Source organism: Mesorhizobium sp. M7A.F.Ca.CA.004.06.1.1, from assembly GCF_003999135.1.
In the GTDB taxonomy this organism is placed as follows: Bacteria; Pseudomonadota; Alphaproteobacteria; order Rhizobiales; family Rhizobiaceae; genus Mesorhizobium.
The window spans coordinates 1-18,137 of sequence record NZ_RZPQ01000035.1; the positions used below are offsets into that span (position 1 = coordinate 1).

At 62.9% G+C, this 18,137-nt stretch carries 15 protein-coding genes; 10 read left to right on the forward strand and 5 right to left on the reverse strand.

What is annotated here, in order from left to right; all coding sequences use genetic code 11:
• The 4 genes from EN906_RS04435 to EN906_RS04450 all read left to right on the forward strand — a co-directional run.
• Positions 1–260, forward strand: a 260-nt coding sequence (locus tag EN906_RS04435) for an ABC transporter permease subunit (RefSeq protein WP_127375077.1), incomplete at its 5' end; no start/stop codon positions are given.
• A gap of 12 nt (positions 261–272) precedes the next feature.
• Positions 273–1,430, forward strand: a complete 1,158-nt coding sequence (locus tag EN906_RS04440; RefSeq protein WP_127269357.1) for an ABC transporter permease — start codon at positions 273–275, stop codon at positions 1,428–1,430.
• 67 nt (positions 1,431–1,497) lie between these two features.
• Positions 1,498–3,846, forward strand: coding sequence for an ABC transporter ATP-binding protein (locus EN906_RS04445; RefSeq protein WP_127272340.1), 2,349 nt, complete (start codon positions 1,498–1,500; stop codon positions 3,844–3,846).
• Between the two features lie 64 nt (positions 3,847–3,910).
• Positions 3,911–4,129, forward strand: a complete 219-nt coding sequence (locus EN906_RS04450) for a CopG family transcriptional regulator (protein ID WP_127270554.1) — start codon at positions 3,911–3,913, stop codon at positions 4,127–4,129.
• 392 nt (positions 4,130–4,521) lie between these two features.
• On the opposite strand, the gene EN906_RS04455 is transcribed toward EN906_RS04450, so the two are convergent.
• Positions 4,522–5,112 carry a transglycosylase SLT domain-containing protein gene (locus tag EN906_RS04455; protein ID WP_127270553.1) on the reverse strand — a complete coding sequence of 197 codons (591 nt, stop codon included), beginning with the start codon at positions 5,110–5,112 and terminating at the stop codon, positions 4,522–4,524.
• Positions 5,113–5,328: 216 nt separating this feature from the next.
• Between EN906_RS04455 and EN906_RS04460 the strand changes: the two genes are divergently transcribed.
• From EN906_RS04460 to EN906_RS04470, 3 genes are all read left to right on the forward strand, one after another.
• Entirely contained in the window at positions 5,329–6,867 is a 1,539-nt protein-coding gene (locus EN906_RS04460; RefSeq protein ID WP_127379331.1) for a trimethylamine methyltransferase family protein, read from the forward strand.
• A 90-nt stretch (positions 6,868–6,957) separates the two neighbouring features.
• Positions 6,958–9,522 (forward strand): FAD-dependent oxidoreductase, encoded by a 2,565-nt coding sequence (locus tag EN906_RS04465; protein ID WP_127375078.1) that lies wholly within the window; start codon positions 6,958–6,960, stop codon positions 9,520–9,522.
• A gap of 9 nt (positions 9,523–9,531) precedes the next feature.
• A complete protein-coding gene (locus EN906_RS04470) occupies positions 9,532–10,887 on the forward strand; it encodes a Xaa-Pro peptidase family protein (protein WP_127267832.1) in 1,356 nt (451 codons plus the stop codon).
• Here EN906_RS04470 and EN906_RS04475 read toward each other — a convergent pair.
• Positions 10,852–11,679, reverse strand: coding sequence for a PhnD/SsuA/transferrin family substrate-binding protein (locus tag EN906_RS04475; RefSeq protein WP_127267833.1), 828 nt, complete (start codon positions 11,677–11,679; stop codon positions 10,852–10,854). The two genes, EN906_RS04470 and EN906_RS04475, sit on opposite strands and share 36 nt — an antisense overlap.
• Before the next feature lie 92 nt (positions 11,680–11,771).
• Positions 11,772–12,782 carry a fatty acid desaturase gene (locus tag EN906_RS04480; RefSeq protein ID WP_164748999.1) on the reverse strand — a complete coding sequence of 337 codons (1,011 nt, stop codon included), beginning with the start codon at positions 12,780–12,782 and terminating at the stop codon, positions 11,772–11,774.
• Positions 12,783–13,011: 229 nt separating this feature from the next.
• On the opposite strand from EN906_RS04480, the gene EN906_RS04485 reads away from it, so the two are divergent.
• From EN906_RS04485 to bmt, 3 genes are all read left to right on the forward strand, one after another.
• On the forward strand, positions 13,012–13,869 hold the full coding sequence (locus EN906_RS04485) for a helix-turn-helix transcriptional regulator (protein WP_127267834.1): 858 nt from the start codon (positions 13,012–13,014) through the stop codon (positions 13,867–13,869).
• Between the two features lie 92 nt (positions 13,870–13,961).
• Positions 13,962–14,564 carry an urea carboxylase-associated family protein gene (locus EN906_RS04490; RefSeq protein ID WP_127267835.1) on the forward strand — a complete coding sequence of 201 codons (603 nt, stop codon included), beginning with the start codon at positions 13,962–13,964 and terminating at the stop codon, positions 14,562–14,564.
• Between the two features lie 102 nt (positions 14,565–14,666).
• Entirely contained in the window at positions 14,667–15,689 is a 1,023-nt protein-coding gene (bmt, locus tag EN906_RS04495) for a betaine--homocysteine S-methyltransferase (protein ID WP_164748998.1), read from the forward strand.
• A 15-nt stretch (positions 15,690–15,704) separates the two neighbouring features.
• Here the strand turns inward: bmt and EN906_RS37190 are convergent, their stop codons facing one another.
• Entirely contained in the window at positions 15,705–15,968 is a 264-nt protein-coding gene (locus tag EN906_RS37190) for a hypothetical protein (protein WP_164748997.1), read from the reverse strand.
• A gap of 209 nt (positions 15,969–16,177) precedes the next feature.
• Positions 16,178–18,137, reverse strand: a 1,960-nt coding sequence (locus EN906_RS04505) for a VWA domain-containing protein (protein WP_245484176.1), incomplete at its 5' end; no start/stop codon positions are given.

Here is an 18,137-nt window from a genome sequence, read left to right on the forward strand (position 1 = left end):
AACATGCCTTGCGCAACGCGCTGATCGCACCGTTCACCGTCATCATGCTGCAATTCCCATGGCTGCTCACCGGCGTCGTCATCGTCGAGGTGATGTTTCGCTATCAGGGCTTCGGCTACACGCTGGTCGAGGCGGCCGGCAACAACGACATCGACCTTTTGCTCGGCTGCTCGCTGGTCTCGGTGTTCATCGTCCTGATCACGCAGCTCATTTCCGATGTCGGCTACGCATTTCTCAATCCGCGTATCAGAGTTCAGTAGGGAGCGAAGCGGATGCCGGTTCAATATATCAGTGGCTTCACCATCGTTCTCGAAGTGCTGTCGCGCTTCTGGCCGGTCTGGATCGCACTCGTCATCGTCATGGGCGCGAGCTTCACCTACAAGAAGAAGCTGGCGCTCTACGGCCAGCTGTTCGACAGCGGTGTCGGCATCGTCGGCGTCGGCATCTGCCTGTTCTGGCTGTTCACGGCGATCTTCGCCGCGACCATTTCGCCCTTCGACCCGCTGGCCCAGATTCCCATCATGAAGGATGTGCTGCCGGGCGCCGTCGAACCGAAATCGGGGCTGACCTATCTGTTCGGCGGCGACAAGCTGGCGCGCGACGTGTTTTCGCGCATGGTCTATGGCAGCCAGATCGTGTTGATCATCGCGCCTGCCGCGACCGGCTTCGCGCTGATGGTCGGCATCACGCTCGGCCTGCCCGCCGGCTATTACGGCGGCAAGATCGACACCGTGCTGTCGTTCCTGGCCAATCTCGTGCTGGCCTTCCCGGTCATCCTGCTGTTCTATCTTTTGGTGACGCCGGGCATCATGGATACGCCGATCCCCTATGGCATGGCCGGCGTGTTCTTCCTGTTCCCGATCATCTTCTTCAGCGTGCTGTTCTGGACCCGCTACAAGAACCGGCCCGACCGGCTATACATCCTGCTCGGCATCACCCTGATCCTCGGCGGCTGGATCTATGCCGGCCTGGTCTTCGACGCCGATCCGCTGAAGATCGTGCATATCGACCCCAACCAGCTCAACATCTTCGTGGCGGTGGTGTTCGCCTCCAGCCCCGGCGTGTTTCGCATCGTGCGTGGCCTGGTGATGGACATCAAGACGCGCGATTATGTGGCGGCGGCGCAGACACGCGGTGAATCGCCCTGGTACATCATGCTGTGGGAGATCCTGCCCAATGCGCGCGGGCCACTGATCGTCGACGCCTGCCTGCGCATCGGCTACACCACCATCCTGCTCGGCACGCTCGGTTATTTCGGCCTTGGCCTGGCGCCGGAAAGTCCGGACTGGGGCACCGCGATCAAGGACGCCAGCCGCCTGCTGCGCTCCTTCATCCACCCAGCGTTGCCGCCGACGATCGCACTGATGTCGTTCGTGCTGGGCTTGAACCTGCTCGCCGACTCGCTGCGCGAACAATCGATGAAAGACTGATCTCGCGGGTTTCGACCCGATGCGCCTGAGAGAAACAGGCCCGAAAGAACCAGGATTGGAGCGACCCATGAACGAGGCAGTTCGAAATCCCGCCACGCCAACCAATGGGCCGGCCAACGCGCCGATCATCGAGATCGAGAACCTGTCGATCTCCTTCTTCACCCGCAAGGGCGAGATCCCGGCCGTCATGGATTTTTCCTGCACCGTCATGCCGGGGGAGGCGATGGGCATCGTCGGCGAATCCGGCTGCGGCAAGTCGACCGTGTCGCTCGGCATCATGCGCGACCTCTCCAACATCGGAAAAATCGTCGGCGGCAAGATCAAGTTTCAGGGCAAGGACATGGGCGAGCTCTCCGACGAGGAGTTGCGCTCCATTCGCGGCAACAAGATCGCGATGATCTACCAGGAGCCGATGGCGAGCCTGAACCCGGCGATGAAGGTCGGCCAGCAATTGATGGAAGTGCCGCTGATCCACGACAAGGTGTCGAAGGAAGAGGCCTATAAGCGCGCGCTCGAAATGGTGCGCTCGGTCAAGCTGCCGGACCCCGAGCGTATGATGCGCTCCTATCCGCACCAGCTTTCGGGCGGCCAGCAACAGCGCATCGTCATCGCCATGGCGCTGCTGTCGAAGCCGGCGCTGCTTTTGCTCGACGAGCCGACGACGGCGCTCGACGTGACGGTGGAGGCGGGCATCGTCGACCTGGTCAAGGGGCTGGGCGAGAAGTTCGGCACGTCGATGATCTTCGTGTCGCACAATCTCGGCCTGATCCTCGAAACCTGCGACCGCATCACGGTGATGTATTCGGGCGAGGCGGTGGAGACCGGCAAGATCAAGGATGTCTTCGACAGGATGCGCCATCCCTATACGCAAGGGCTGTTCCGCTCGATCCCGCTGCCCGGCGCCGACAAGAATTCACGGCCGCTGATCTCGATTCCCGGGCAGCTGCCGCTACCGCACGAGCGGCCCAAGGGCTGCAATTTCGGCCCGCGCTGCCACCATTTCGTGGAGGGCGTCTGCAACGCCGCCGAAATCCCGATGATCGAGGTCGCGGGTCACGAAGGCCATTTCTCGCGCTGTGTGCGTTTCAACGAGATCGACTGGGAAGCGCTGCCGCCCGGCGCCAAGAAGGTCAATGAGCGCGTCGTGCCCGGCGCGCCGGTGCTCAAGATCGAGGATCTCAGAAAATACTACAGGGTCGGCGGCAGCGAGGTGTTCGGCTCGAGCGAGGGCCGCGTCGTCAAGGCCAATGAGACGATCTCGTTCATGGCGCGCGAATCCGAGACGGTCGCCATCGTCGGCGAATCCGGCTGCGGAAAGTCGACGCTGGCCAAGGTGCTGCTCGGGCTGGAGACGGCAAGTGCCGGCACGGTGACGCTGGGTAACACGGAAATCCAGTCGACGGGCATCGAGAAACGGAGCGTTGACACGGTGTCGTCGATCCAGATGGTGTTCCAGAACCCGTTCGACACGCTCAATCCCAGCCATTCGGTCGGTTCGCAGATCATCCGCACGCTGGAGAAGTTCAATGTCGGCAAGACGGTTGCCGATCGCCGCAAGCGCATGCTGGAACTGCTCGACCTGGTGAAGCTGCCCAGGGCGTTCGAGACCCGCAAGCCGCGCCAGCTTTCGGGCGGCCAGAAGCAGCGCATCGGCGTGGCGCGCGCCTTTGCCGGCGACGCCAAGGTGGTGGTGGCCGACGAGCCGGTCTCGGCGCTCGACGTGTCGGTGCAGGCGGCGGTGACCGAATTGCTGATGGACATCCAGCGCAAGAACAAGACGACGATGCTGTTCATCAGCCATGATCTGTCCGTCGTGCGCTACATCGCCGACCGCGTCGTCGTCATGTATCTCGGCTATATCGTCGAGCAAGGCACGACCGACCAGATCTTCGCGCCGCCCTATCACCCCTATACAGAGGCGCTGCTGTCGGCGATTCCGATCGCCGACACCAGCGTGGTCAAGCGGCACATCGTGCTGGAAGGCGACATCCCGTCGGCGATGAATCCGCCGTCCGGCTGCCCGTTCCAGACCCGCTGCGGCTACAAGAAGCTGGTGCCGGACAATCTGTGCGAGACCAAGGTGCCCCCGGTCAAGCATCTCGGCGGCGGCCATATGAGCCTGTGCTGGCTCTCCGACGACGTGCTGGCCAAGATGGAGCCGGTGATCAAGTTCGACAAGGAACACGCCGCGCACGAAGGCGTGCCGGATGACGCGCCGCACGGCGACGGCCCCGGTTTTGCCGGCACGCCGCCGAAGCGTCCGCGCGGCAAGACGGGCAGCGCGGCAGCCGATGCGGTGGGGCAGGCTGCCGAGGAGGCCGAAGCCGTTTCGAAAGCCCGCCGTCACGAGGTCCGCGACGAGGTTTCGGAAACCGGCCGTTCTCCAAAGCCGGGCAAGCCCAGGAAACCGAACTGACCTGCATCACGCAATTTCATTTGCTGCGCCATGTGATGTTTGATGCTTGGAGGGAGGGCGAATTGTGAGAACGACACTTGCAATCGATGACGATGTCCTTCTTGCCGCCAAAGCTATGGCGCGGCAGCAGGATCGCAGTGTGGGCGAAGTCATTTCCGATCTGGTTCGCCGTTCGCTGCGTCCGCCGCAGGCGGGCGGGGAGCGCAACGGCATTCCCTTGCTTTCGTCGCGGCCCGGCGGGCCGATGGTCGATCTCGAAACGGTCAATGCGCTTCGCGACTAGCCGCGCTGGAACAGAGGATCTGGCAGGGTTGGGGATCTGTCGGCAGCAAGATGTCTTCCCTCGGTGGACCATCGCTGGCATTCGGGATTGGCTGGAGCCTCCCCAAACTTCGTCATCCTAGGGCGTAGCAGGAGCGAAGCTCCGTCGCGGAGACCCTGGGATCCATGCCGCGACCTCAGCCGAGGGCGCAGCGGAGCACAATTTCTGCCCGCGGCGGCGATTTGAAGTCGCGGCATGGATCCCTTGGGCTGCGGAGCAGCTCCAGGGGTCTGCGCTGCGTCGCTGCGCTCCTTGCTCCGCCCGTGGATGACGAAGCGATGAGCGTTTGCCGCTAGTCGGCAAGGCATGCCGTCCATCAGCGGGTGGTTGAAATGCTCATGCCCGGAATTAGTTCAGTTCCCGCACTCGCTCAGTTGCTGCGCATAGTCCCGCGCCATCTTGTCGGTGGCCCGGGCATAGCCCTGGACGCCGGCATCGCCCCGGTTGCCGCGGCCATAGGCGGTCCAGCCGAGATAGTAGGCGAGATAGAGGTTGTAGGTGTCGTTGCGGGCAACGCCATACGTGTCTGCGGTCTTGGAATGATACCAGCCGACAAAGTCGACGGCGTCGGCGAATTTCGTCCGCCGGGCCGCCCAGTTGCCGGTCTCGCGCTGATATTGCGACCAGGTGCCGTCCAGCGCCTGCGAGAAGCCGGTGGCCGACGAGACATGCTTCCACGGAATGAAGCCGAGCAGCTTGGTGCGTGGCGGCCGTGCATTGCTCTTGAAACCGGATTCCTTGCGGACCGTCGCCATCAGCACGGGAACGGGGATGCCGTATTTCTGCTGTGTGCGCTCGGCGGCCGACTGCCAGTTGTCGAACCAGCCGTCATTCTGGTCGAAGACGGCACAGACATTGTTGATGTGGCTGGGCGGCGTGGCGCAGGCCGAAAGCGCCAGCAGCACGCAAACCGCACCAATTTTACTAAAACTCGAGCTACGCATTGGCAGAGCAATAGGCCGAAATCATAAAGGGAATCTTGCAGCGCTCGTTAACGCTTCGTCGGAGCAGTCGCTTGGGGGATTTTGTGTCAGTAATCCGACGTATTTCGTCGCTTTCTCTAAATAGATATTACAGAAATGCCGCCGTGGCTAAAATCACGCCCGCAAACGGCGTATTTCCGACAGCTTGCCCGGTTTGCCGGGGCTTTGATGCCGGGCATGAACGAACCAAGACGCAAACGCGGCGCCGAGCGCACCAGCAACAGGGGCCCGTCGGCCATCCCGCAACTGCCGCTCAGGCGGGTGACGAATCCCTATCCGCCAATGGCTATGCTGTCGCCCGACCAGATCGAGCAGATCCATCAGGCGTCGATGCACATATTGGAGAATTTCGGCATCGAGGTGATGAGCCCGCGGGCGCTGTCGCTGTTCGAGAAGGCTGGCGCCGAAGTCGATCATGCCTCAGCGAATGTCCGCATCGATCGCGGCCTGATCGAAGACGTGTTGAAGACCACGCAGTCCAGCTATGTGTTGACGCCGCGCAATCCGGCCAACGCGGTTCATCTGGGCGGCAACACCATCAATTTCACGCTCGTTGCCGGGCCGCCGAATGTGCACGATATGGAGCGCGGCCGCCGTGCCGGCAATTTGCGCGACTATTCGGATCTGACCCGGTTGGCGCAGCATTTCAACTGCATCCACATGCTCGGCAACCAGGTCTGCGCACCGGTGGAGCTGCCGGCAAACTCCCGCCATCTCGACACCTACTTCACCAATCTGACGCTGACCGATAAGAGTTTCCATGTCTCGGCTATCGGCCGGGGCAGGGCGCTTGACGGCATCGAGATGATGGCGATTTCGCGCGGGCTGACGCTCGACCAGATGCGCGACGATCCCGGCATCACCACGATCATCTCGGTCAACTCGCCGCGCCGCTTCGACGAGATGATGGCCGAGGGCCTGATGACCATGGCCGAGTTCGGCCAGTCGGTGGCGGTGACGCCGTTCACGCTGATGGGGGCGATGAGCCCGGTGACGCTGGCCGGGGCGCTGGCGCAGCAGAATGCCGAGGCGCTGTTCGGCGTCGTACTGACCCAGCTTGTCCGTCCGGGCGCGCCGGTCATGTATGGCGCCTTCACCTCCAATGTCGACATGAAGTCGGGCGCGCCGGCCTTCGGCACGCCTGAGAACACCAAGGCCAACATCGCTTCGGGGCAACTGGCGCGGCGCTACGGGCTGCCCTACCGCACGACGCCGGGCTCGGCCTCCAACGCCGCCGATGCGCAGGGCGCCTATGAGACGCTGATGGCGCTGTGGGGTGCGGTGCTCGGCCATGGCAACCTCGTCTACCACGCCGCCGGCTGGCAGGAGGGCGGGCTGACGGCGTCGTTCGAAAAACTCATCATCGATGTCGAGATGATCCAGCACATGATGGAGTTCTTGCGCCCGATCGAGGTCAACGAGGCCGAGCTTGCCGTCGAGGCTTTAGGCGCGGTGCCGACCGGCGGCCATTTCTTCGGTGAGCCGCACACGCTGGAGCGCTACGCCACCGCCTTCTATCAGCCGATGCTGTCCAACTGGCAGAATTACGAAGCGTGGCAGGAAGCCGGCGGGCTCGACGCCACTGCGCGCGCGACGCGGCTGTGGAAGAAGGCGCTGGAAGACTATGTCGAGCCGGTGATGGATATCGCCGTGCGCGAGGCGCTGGAGGCTTACATGGCCAGGCGCAAGGAAGCGATCGGGCAGGGCGAGCCGTGATGATTGCAGGATTGTGCGCGCACACCGGCTTGGCTCCTCCCATGTCGATTCATTCCACCCATCCAACTCATTGATAACAGAGCAAAACTCATGAAATCGCATGCAAAGGTCGTGGTCATTGGCGGTGGCGTCGTCGGGTGCTCCGTGCTGTTCCATCTCGCCCGCCACGGCTGGACCGATGTTGTCCTGCTGGAGCGCGACGAATTGACGTCCGGCTCGACCTGGCACGCGGCCGGGGGCATGCACACCATCAATGGCGACCCCAACGTCGCCAAGCTGCAGAAATACACCATCAACCTCTACAAGGAGATCGAGGAGCTTTCCGGCCAGGCGACCGGCGTGCATCTGACCGGTGGCGTGCTTTTGGCGGCAACCGAGGCGCGGCTGGACTGGCTGCGCGGCGTCGTCGCCAAGGGCCGTTATCTCGGCATCGAGCTCGAGGAGATCTCGCCCAACGAAGCGGCCGAGCTGATGCCGCTGCTCGATCCCAAGCAGTTCGTCGGCGCCGTCAGGAACAAGGAGGACGGCCATCTCGATCCCTCAGGCGTTACCCATGCCTATGCCAAGGCCGCGCGGAAACTTGGGGCGGAAGTGGAGCGCTTCACCAAGGTCGAGGACATCGTGCGCCGGCCCGACGGGCTATGGCGCGTCATCACCAACAAGGGCGAGGTGGTGGCCGAGCATGTCGTCAATGCCGGCGGCCTGTGGGCGCGCGAGGTCGGCCGCATGGTTGGTCTCGAACTGCCGGTGCTGGCCATGGAGCACATGTACCTGATCACCGAGGACATGCCTGAGGTCGCCGCCTGGAATGCCAAGACCGGCACCGAGATCATCCACGCGGTCGATTTCGACGGCGAGCTTTACCTGCGCCAGGAGCGCGGCGGCATGCTGATGGGCACCTATGAGAAGGCCAACAAGCCGTGGTCCGAATACCAGACGCCATGGAATTTCGGCCATGAATTGCTGGAGCCGGACATCGACCGCATCGCGCCGTCTCTGGAAGTCGGCTTCCGCCATTTCCCCGCCTTCCAGAACACCGGCATCAAGCAGATCATCAACGGCCCCTTCACTTTCGCCCCTGATGGCAACCCGCTGGTCGGGCCGGTGCGCGGCCTGCCGGGCTTCTGGGTCGCCTGCGGTGTCATGGCCGGTTTTTCGCAAGGCGGCGGCGTCGGCCTTGCTTTGTCGAACTGGATGATCGAGGGCGATCCCGGCGCCGATATCTGGGCGATGGATGTCGCGCGCTATGGCGACTGGGCGACGATGGCCTACACCAACGCCAAGGTGCGCGAGAATTATTCCAGGCGCTTTTCGATCCGCTTCCCCAATGAGGAGCTGCCCGCCGGGCGGCCGCTGAAGACGACGCCGATCTATGATCTGCTGTCTGCTGGGGGTGCGCAATGGGGCGTTGCCTATGGGCTGGAAGTGCCGCTGTGGTACGCGCCGGAAGGCGTCAAGGACGAGTTCTCGTGGCGCCGCTCGAGCGACTTCACGCAGGTCGCCAAGGAGGTCGCGACGGTACGTGACAGTGTCGGCCTGTCCGAGATTTCGAGCTTCGCCAAATACCAGGTGACGGGTGAGGGAGCGGCCGCCTGGCTCGACCGGATGCTTACCTGCAAACTGCCGAAACCCGGCCGCATGACGCTGGCGCCGATGCTGAAGCAGGACGGCAGGCTCATCGGCGACTTCACGCTGGCCAATCTGGGGGAGGATGGCTGGTTCCTCGCCGGCTCCGGCATCGCCGAGCAATACCACATGCGCTGGTTCGAGAAGCATCTACCGAAGGACGGAACGGTGCGCATCCACCGCTTCGACCAGACGCTGGTCGGCCTGTCGATCGCAGGGCCGAAGTCACGTGACTTGCTGCAGAAATTGGTCGATGTCGATGTCTCGACAAAAGCCTTCCGCTTCATGGATTTCCGCGAGATGGCGGTTGGCGGGGCGCCTTGCATGGTCAACCGCATCACCTACACCGGCGACCTCGGCTATGAAATCTGGATGGCACCGGCCTACGAGCGCCTGGTTTACAAAGCGATCAAGGACGCCGGCGAGGAATTCGGCCTTGTCGATTTCGGCATGCGCGCGCTGCTCTCCATGCGCCTCGAAAAGAATTTTCCGACCTGGTTCCGCGAGTTGCGGCCGATCTATGGACCGTTCGAAGGCGCGATGGACCGCTTCATCAAGCTCGAGAAGAACGACTTCATCGGCCGCGAGGCCGCTGCCAAGGAACAGGCCGAGGGGCCAAAGCTGCGCCGCGTCTCCTTCATCGTCGATGCCACCGACGCCGATGTCATGGGCGATGAGCCGATCTGGGCCAAGGTCAGCAAGGACTATGGCACGGTTGAAAAGCCGCATGGCTATGGCGCGCCCCGCTTCGACGAGGGCGGCAAGGAAATACGTGGCTCCAAGGCTACCGAAGGCGCTTCCGCCGTGCGGGGTATCGTCGACGGTGACTGGCGCGTGGTCGGCTGGGTCACGTCGGGCGGCTATGCGCATTATGTGCAGAAGTCGATGGCGCAGGGCTACGTCCCCGCAGCGCTTGCCGAGGACGAAAGTGCCGGGCTGTTCGAGATCGAGATCCTCGGTCACCGGCGCCCGGCCCGCATCAATGTCGAAGCGCCCTTCGATCCGAGCGGCGAGAAGATGCGGACCTGAGTTTCGACCATGGACAACGCGGGGCCGAAGGGCAGCTTTGGCCGGCATCGCAAAATCATGCCGTTCGAAGCCGATTCGATCGAAGCCTTGCGCGACGCCTCCCGCCAGAAGGCGGCTTCGCTCAACCAGCATGTGCTGGGCTACGGTGCGCAGGCCGAGGCTGAATGGGCCGCGGCAGGCATTGCCGCGCCCGATCTGGCGGCGATGCGCCAATACCGGCTGGAGCGCATCCGCGCCGAGCTGAGGCGCCGCGGCTATGCCGGCGCCGTGCTCTACGATCCCGTCAACATCCGCTACGCCACAGACAGCACCAACATGCAGCTATGGGTGGCGCACAACCCGACGCGGCATTGCTTTGTCGCCGCGGAGGGGCCGGTGGTGCTGTTCGACTATTTCTCCTGCGAGCATTTGTCCGATCATTCCGGCGTCGTCGACGAAGTGCGACCGGCAGTGTCGTGGATGTATCTCTATGGCGGTGAGTTGACCGAGCAAAAGGTCCGCCGCTGGGCCGCAGGAATAGCCGATCTGGTGAAAGAGCATGGCGGCGGCAACAGCCGCATCGCCGTCGACCATATCAATCCGGAAGGCGTCGAGGAGCTGGCTCGCCTCGGCATTTCCATCGGCAATGGCGAAGCGTTGATGGAGAACGCGCGGCTGATCAAATCACCCGACGAGATCCTCGCCATGCGCCGCGCGATCGTCGCCTGCGAGGCGGCGATGGGCGAGATGGAACAAGCGCTGAAGCCGGGGATTTCCGAAAACGAATTGTGGGCGGAACTGCACCGCGGCAACATCGCGCGCGGCGGCGAATGGATCGAGACGCGACTGCTGACGTCAGGCCCGCGCACCAATCCGTGGTTCCAGGAATGCTCGTCGCGCAAGATCGAGGCTGGCGATCTCGTCGCCTTCGACACCGACCTGATCGGCCCCTACGGCTTCTGCGCCGACCTGTCGCGCACATGGCTGTGCGGCGATGGAAAGCCGACCAGCGAACAGCGCGACCTGTTCCGCATCGCTGCCGACCAGATCGGGCACAACGCGGCACTGATGCAGCCAGGCATCTCGTTTCGCGACCTCGTCGAACGCTCGGCGGTGCCGCCCGGCGACTGCTTCCCGACGCGCTACGGCGTGCTCTATCACGGCGTCGGCCTGGCCGATGAATACCCGACCTTGCCGCATGCCAGCGACTGGACATCGGACACTCCGGACGGCGTGCTGGAACCGGGCATGGTGCTGTGCGTGGAAAGCTATATCGGCAGGCTTGGCGGGCGCGAAGGCGTCAAGATCGAGGAACAGATACTGATCACCGAGACGGGCAACGAACAGCTCTCAACCTACCCGTTGGATAAGAGACTGCTCGGCTAGCCCGGCAATGGCCTCGCGCAACGCCCCAACCGTCTTTTCCGGTGTCCCTGCGGCGGTGATGTAGGGCAGGCCTTTGCGCCGTCCGGTCCAGCCAACGACCGCCACCTTTTTCGCCGCCGGCTCGAAGCGTTGCGCCAGCGCCCAACTCTCGCAGTCGATGGCCGCTATATCGGCCTTGCCCTCTGCAATTGCGACGATCGAGGAACGGTGCCCACCGCTTTCGCTGCGCGAGGCAAAGAGGTCAAGGCTCTCGCCCATCGCCTCCAGGTCGCGCGTCAAACCGAGGAACCCCGACATCGAATCGAGGCTGTTGAAGGTGAAGCGCTTGCCGCGGATCCGATCGAGTGGGATCAGCGGGCTGCCGTCATTGGGCGAGGCAACCGACGGCGCGCCATCCGCCAGCATGACGATGGCGCTGGAATAGAGCTCGCCCTGCCCGCCTTCGTAGGCGTCGTAGCTTGGCTGGGCAACCACCTGCACATGCCTGGACAGGCCGAGTTCCATCGGCCCCCAGCAGGTCTGCGCGAACAGCAGCGCCGGGTGCAGCCACAGTCTGTGAAAATCGAGTTCGTCCGGCGGCAATGTCACTGGATCGGATGCGATCAATGCACCGGCAGCATCACGAATACCGCCCGGCACCGGCGGCAGGTCTCCATTGCGCCGCACGATGGTTTGCGGTGCGTCGATACCCTTTTGCCGAAACGCGTCGCGCAACAGCGCCCATTGCGCGTCGACCTCGCCGCGTATTTCGGGCCAGTCATACATCGGCAACGCCGCAACCAATTCACTCATGCCGGATATCAAATCATCATGTCTGGAAAAATGATCGCAAAAACGCGGCGCCCAATCAGAATTGGCCGACACGGATTCCGGGTAGACCGGAATTATTCCTTCGGCGGCTCTGCGGGAACCGGCGCACTGCCGAGTCCGCTGATGCTGCGCGCCCTGATGCGCGGCTTGAAGGCCCTGCCCGGCTCGGCTTGACGCCGCAGCACCGGGTGCACGATCGGCTCCTTCGCCTTGAACGCATAGGCTTTGATCAGCGCGAAATAGTTGGGATAGGCATAGCCATTGTTCATCCGCAGCCATTCCTCACGGCGATCGCGAAACAGCTTGGGCAGCTTGTACCAGGCCACGGTCGGGGTCTTGTGATGGACGAAGTGCAAATTGTTGTTGAGGAACAGGAACGACAGCGGCGAGCGCTCGACGATCACCGTGCGGCCTTCCGGATGTTCCGACCATTGATGCTCGGCGAAAGTACGGATCGAGATCAGCGACTGGCCGAGCCAGACCGGCACCAGAATGTAAAGCCACAGCGGGATGCCGAAGCCGAACTGCACGATCGGCATCACGACGGCAAGGCCGATCGCATGCAGCAGCCAGGCCTTGCGGATCGCCTTGTCACCGGCGATCACGTGCTTGGCATCGTCGATGAAGAAGCCGACGCAGGACAGCCACGGGCCAAGCACGAAGCGGCCGGCCATGGTGTTGTTGATCTTGAGTAGGAATTTCATCGTCGGCGGCAGTTCGTCGTGCTGCCAGAGCGCCTGATAATAGCTTTCCGGATCGTCCAGCGGATCGGTCAGCCGCTCGTCGGCGTGGTGGCGCAGATGGATGGTCTTGAAGCGGCGGAACGGCCAGACCAGACCGATCGGCAGGAACACGAAGGCTTCATTGACCCGCGCGTTGCGTGTCGGATGACCGTGCAGCACTTCGTGCATGATCGACGATTGCAGTGCGGCGGTCAAAGCCAGGAGGGCGAGCGCCAGTATGGGGTAAGATGGCCAGAGCAGGAAACCGGTGGCGAGCCAAGTTGCGTAGCAGAAGAAGGCGAGTACCACGGTCGGCCACTCTATGGCCGGTGCGCTGTGTCGCCTGATGCTCTTGCTCGTCATGCTATCGACCACTGCCCCTCAGTCGCCGGAGCCCCAATTGGCTCCTGACAACATTGTGTCAGGAGAAGTGATTCCACTCAACGAGACAAAGTACACAAACTGTTGCGATTGCGCATTTTTGACCGCACATGTTACACATTGTAAACAGGCTTAGGGATTCATTTACGCCTGAGGTGCGCTCGGAAGCGATTCGGCGCAAATTTTTCCTCAATCGAGGTGGAGCACGCACATGGACAAGCGCGACCTGTCGACGATCTTCCGCGAGCGCCTGAAAACACTCTTGACACGCTCCGACCTCAACCAGTCGGCCTTCGCGACCGCGGTCGGCATCGACCGTTCGGCGCTGTCGCAGCTGCTGTCGGGCGCCTCGACGCGCCTGCCCCGAGCGGAAACGCTGCTCAACATCGCCGCCGAGTTCAAGGTGTCGCTCGATTGGCTTCTCGGCCTCAGCCAGGACGAGGGTCTCACCGGCGAAATCCGCGAGAGCCTGGAGATAGAAGAGGCACCGGACGGCTTCGACCGCACGCTGCTGGCCAAATGGCATGCCGAGGCGGCCGGCACCAAGATCCGCTACGTACCGGCCGGCATTCCCGACCTTCTGCGCACCGAAGCATTGGTCGACTACGAAGCCGGCATCACCAACAAGAGCCGCCTCGCCCAGGCCGGCGAAACGCAATACCGCATCGACTACAACAGGCGGCCGGAAACCGACATGGAAGTCTGCATGCCTCGCCATACGCTGGAGATTTTCGCCCGCGGCCTGGGTGTCTGGGATCGTTTCCCGGAAGCCGACCGCCGCGCCCAATTGCTGCACATGGCGACGCTGCTCGACGACCTCTACCCCACCTTCCGGCTGTTTCTCTATGACGGGCGGATTCGCTATTCCATCCCCTACACCATCTTCGGTCCCTATCGCGCCGCCATTTATGTCGGCGACATGTATCTGGTGCTCAACGCCACCCAGCCGATCCAGACGCTGATCCAGCATTTTGACAATCTGATCCGCGCCGCCGACATCAACGCGCACGAGGCGTCCGGCTTCGCGCACAGGCTGGCCGGCATGTCGTTCCCAACAGGCACTGTCTGATCTCTGGCAATCATGGTCTGATCTCTGGCAATCATGGTCCTCTGGTGGAGCCTCGTCCCGGCCACGCCATTTCCATTTTTGAAGGACAGCTCATGCCCGATCCGCGCCGCATCGTCGTTCCACCCCAGTCGGGCCGCGCCATCCGCGTCTCACAAGGCGACCTCATCCGCATCATCGATCCCAAAGGACAGCAGGTTTCCGATCTCTGGGCTTTCAGCACCGACCCGACGGTCGACTGGCTGAGCACCTCGCAGACCCGTGACATCACCGAGCGGCTTTTTCCCGCAATCGGCGACAGTTTCTTCAGTGCCGCCGCCAAGCCGATGCTGACGCTGGTCGAAGATGGCTCGCCGGGTCCGCACGACATGCTTTACCCCGCTTGCGACAGCGCGCTTTATGAGCGCGCCGGATTTCCCAATCATCCGAACTGCCGGGACAATCTGATGCAGGCGCTGGCCACAGAGGGCATATCGCTGCCTTTCGCCCCCGATCCGGTCGATCTCTTTCAGAACTCCTTGCCGGAACCCGACGGTCGGCTGGTGGTTTCCGCGTCGATCAACCCGCCGGGCGGCTATGTGACGTTGCGCGCCGAACAGGACCTCCTGCTGGTGGTCACCGCTTGCTCGGTCGACCATCACCCGACCAATGGCGGCATCTGCACCGAGATCCACGTCGAGATCACCCCCGGATCGTGAGGAAAGGGCACCATCTGGCCGAGCGGTCGCGGCAAAATCATTGACTACACATAAAGACTTCTTTATATCATTATTCGAATTCGAAACATGAAAGCCAATCCGATGACGACCACGAACCCGATCGATGAGCTGCTGGCTGAAAAGGGCGTGCTGCTGGCCGATGGCGCCACCGGCACAAACCTGTTCGCCATGGGGCTGGAGGCGGGCGAGGCGCCAGAGCTGCTCAACGAGACGGCGCCCGACACCATCACCAGCCTGCATCAGAATTTCGTCGATGCCGGCGCCGACATCATCCTCACCAACTCGTTCGGCGGCACCCGTCACCGCTTGAAGCTGCACCATGCGCAGGATCGCGTGCACGCGTTGAACAAACGCGCCGCTGAGCTTGCGCGTGCGGTCGCCGGCAAGGCCGGCCGCAAGGTGATCGTCGCCGGTTCGGTCGGCCCGACCGGCGAATTGCTGGTGCCGCTGGGCGCCATGACCTATGACGAGGCAGTCGACGCCTTCGCCGAGCAGATCGAGGGCCTCAAGGAAGGCGGCGCCGAAGTCGCCTGGATCGAGACGATGTCGGCTCCAGACGAGATCCGGGCCGCCGCCGAGGCTGCTATCCGCGTCGGCCTGCCCTACACCTATACCGGTTCCTTCGACACTGCCGGCCGCACCATGATGGGCCTGCTGCCCAGGGATATCCACGGCGTCACCGACGGGCTGTCGCAGGCGCCGCTCGGCGTTGGCGCCAATTGCGGCGTTGGCGCGTCCGACATCCTGGCCTCGCTGCTCGACATGACCGAGGCGAAGCCGGAGGCGACGGTGATCGTCAAAGGTAATTGCGGCATTCCCGAATTCCGCGGCACCGAAATCCATTATTCCGGCACGCCCGAACTGATGGCCGATTATGTGCGCCTCGCCGTCGATGGCGGCGCCAAGATTATCGGCGGCTGCTGCGGCACCTCGTTCCAGCACCTTGCCGCCATGCGCAAGGCGCTCGACGCGCACACCAAGTCGGATCGTCCGACGGTTGCGGCGATCGTCGAGCGCATTGGTCCGATGCGCAACCAGGTCGCGACGGAAAACACCGCCGAGACCAGCGAAGCCCGCCGCGAGCGCCGCCGCAGCCGGGCCTGACCTCATCGATTTCGGTTATTCGCTGTTGTCGGCGTAGCTCGACTGCGCCGACTTGAAGTCGACCACATTGTCGCCGCGCATCGTCATCAGCGCGCCCGAAGCGCTGGGGTCGGTGATCTGTTCCAGCATGATGCGGAAGCGGTCGTTGGTCAGCGCCGACAGGGCGGTGTGGCGCGCCTGTGCGACATTGTCACGCCTGGATTCCGATGATGGGGCCGATGAAACCGCCGAGGCGTCTGGCGCCGGGGGTATCGAGTTGGCGATAGTCCTGATCTGCAATTTCGGCTCCCTCAAGCCCAGTACACCTGTCCTGCGTAACAAGGAGGGGGTTGCCATCCGGTACCGGAATTGCCGCGCAATTTAACGACCCATAAAATCCGCGAAAAAAGGCCGGCAAGGTTTCCCTCGCCGGCCTGCCTCACCCGCCCGCGGTCGGTTCCCCCGTATCAGAACGATCCCATCTGAAAGAAACCGGCCGTCATCACCACTTACCGGTTACCGCCCAGCGCAGAGGCAAGGCGCACAAGCGAGAGGAACTCGGCCCTGTACCCAAACGGGTCGGCCCCTCGAGCGGCAGTGGCGATCTCCATGATCTTGTCGTAACCGAACTTCGCGGTCGCATCCTCGTCGCGCAGCTTCTGGCCGAAGGCGGCGACCGCGACGGAGAAGCGCTGGTCGGTGCTGGCCTGGTCGAAGGACGAGATCTCGTTGGCCGAGGTCACCGGCGTGGTGATCAGCTTCGAGACGTCTTCATTCGGCAGCTTGTAGCGGATCTTGACGAAGGCATATTCGTCCGCATTGGCGACGCCGCCATTGTCCACCGACGCCTGGCCATAACGCAGTTGGTCGATCTGCTCGCCACCACTGCCCTTGGGCGTGATCTCGTAGATCGCGGTGACCGAGTGGCCCGAACCGATATCGCCGGCATCGACGCGGTCATTGTTGAAATCCTCGCGGTTCAAGGCGCGGGTCTCGTAGCCGATCAGGCGATATTCCGAGACCTTGTTCGGGTTGAACTCGACCTGGATCTTCACGTCCTTTGCGATGGTGAACAGCGTCGACGAGGCATCCTCGACCAGCACCTTTTCAGCCTCGGCCAGCGTATCAATATAGGCGGCGGTGCCGTTGCCGTTCTGGGCAATGGTTTGCATCATCTGGTCGTTCAGATTGCCGCGGCCGAAGCCGAACACCGACAGGAAAACGCCGGTCTTGCGCTCGCTTTCGATCAGCCGCTTGAGGTCGTCGTCATCGGTCTGGCCGACATTGAAGTCGCCGTCGGTAGCAAGCATCACGCGGTTGACGCCGTCCTTGACGAAGGATTTTTGCGCCAGCCTGTAGGCTTCCTTGATGCCCGCCTCGCCGGCCGTGCTGCCACCGGGCGTCAGATTGTCGATGGCGCTGAGGATCTTGTCCTTTTCGGACGCCTTGGTCGGCTCCAGCACTGTGCCGGCGTCACCGGCATAGGTCACGATCGAGATAGTGTCGTCGGCCTTCAGCTGGCTGACCAGCAGGCGAAATGCCGATTTGAGCAGCGGCAGCTTGTCCGGCTCGTCCATCGAGCCCGAGACATCGATCAGGAAGACCAGATTGGCCTTCGGCTGCTCGGTCGGCTTGACGTCAAAACCCTTGATGGCGACATGCATCAGCCTGGTCTGCGTGTTCCACGGCGTCGGCATGACGCTGACGGTCGAGTTGAATGGTGTCGAGGCCGACTCCGGACCCTTCCAGTCATAGGGGAAGTAGTTGATCATCTCCTCGACGCGAACAGTATCGGCCTGCGGCAGGGTGCCCTGCTTCAGCGAGCCGCGCACGAAGGAATAGGAGGCTGTGTCGACGTCGATCGAGAAGGTCGAGACCGGATCCTCGAGTGCCGCATGCACCGGGTTGGTCTTGAAATCCTCGATGCGGTCGCGGTTTTCCGGTTGCGGCTGCATCTGGTCGGCCGGCAAGATCGACGGCTGCTGCGGCGCCATCAGCTTGGATTCGGCCGGCATGCGGGCTCGCGAGGTGCTGGGTACACTTGCAGCGCCATCCAGCGCGAATTCACCTGTCGGTGCCGGTGGCGCAGGCTCGGCCAGCACACCGCGCTCCAGCGCATTTTGTTGTGCCGCGCCGCCAGCAACGGTCGATTCGGATTTCTGCGGCGAGGCCGGCGCCACAAGCGCATCGGTCGCGCCGCGGCTTTCCACATCCGCGTCTGCCTTCTTGTCCTTCTCCAACTCGCCGCGAGCCGGCTTCGGCTCGGCGGTCGTCGGCTTCACCGTCGCCGGCTTGTCGGCCAGCGTCTCGGTGATCTTCTCGTCGCCGCCGAATTTGGGCGGCTGTTCCCTCAGCAAATGGAAGGTGGCGTATCCGGCGATCGGCAGGGCGACGAGCCCGGCAAGGGCCGGCGTGGCAATGAGTTTCTTTTGCATGATCTCGCTCCAGAGCTTTTGTGCTCGCTCTGTG

What these genes read in the sequence shown, in the direction of transcription:
- EN906_RS04440 (WP_127269357.1), top strand. Translation starts at nt 273, where the DNA reads ATGCCGGTTCAATATATCAGTGGCTTCACCATCGTTCTCGAAGTGCTG.
- EN906_RS04445 (WP_127272340.1), top strand. Translation starts at nt 1,498, where the DNA reads ATGAACGAGGCAGTTCGAAATCCCGCCACGCCAACCAATGGGCCGGCC.
- EN906_RS04455 (WP_127270553.1), bottom strand. Translation starts at nt 5,112, where the DNA reads ATGCGTAGCTCGAGTTTTAGTAAAATTGGTGCGGTTTGCGTGCTGCTG.
- EN906_RS04460 (WP_127379331.1), top strand. Translation starts at nt 5,329, where the DNA reads ATGAACGAACCAAGACGCAAACGCGGCGCCGAGCGCACCAGCAACAGG.
- EN906_RS04465 (WP_127375078.1), top strand. Translation starts at nt 6,958, where the DNA reads ATGAAATCGCATGCAAAGGTCGTGGTCATTGGCGGTGGCGTCGTCGGG.
- EN906_RS04470 (WP_127267832.1), top strand. Translation starts at nt 9,532, where the DNA reads ATGGACAACGCGGGGCCGAAGGGCAGCTTTGGCCGGCATCGCAAAATC.
- EN906_RS04475 (WP_127267833.1), bottom strand. Translation starts at nt 11,679, where the DNA reads ATGAGTGAATTGGTTGCGGCGTTGCCGATGTATGACTGGCCCGAAATA.
- EN906_RS04480 (WP_164748999.1), bottom strand. Translation starts at nt 12,782, where the DNA reads ATGACGAGCAAGAGCATCAGGCGACACAGCGCACCGGCCATAGAGTGG.
- EN906_RS04485 (WP_127267834.1), top strand. Translation starts at nt 13,012, where the DNA reads ATGGACAAGCGCGACCTGTCGACGATCTTCCGCGAGCGCCTGAAAACA.
- EN906_RS04490 (WP_127267835.1), top strand. Translation starts at nt 13,962, where the DNA reads ATGCCCGATCCGCGCCGCATCGTCGTTCCACCCCAGTCGGGCCGCGCC.
- bmt (WP_164748998.1), top strand. Translation starts at nt 14,667, where the DNA reads ATGACGACCACGAACCCGATCGATGAGCTGCTGGCTGAAAAGGGCGTG.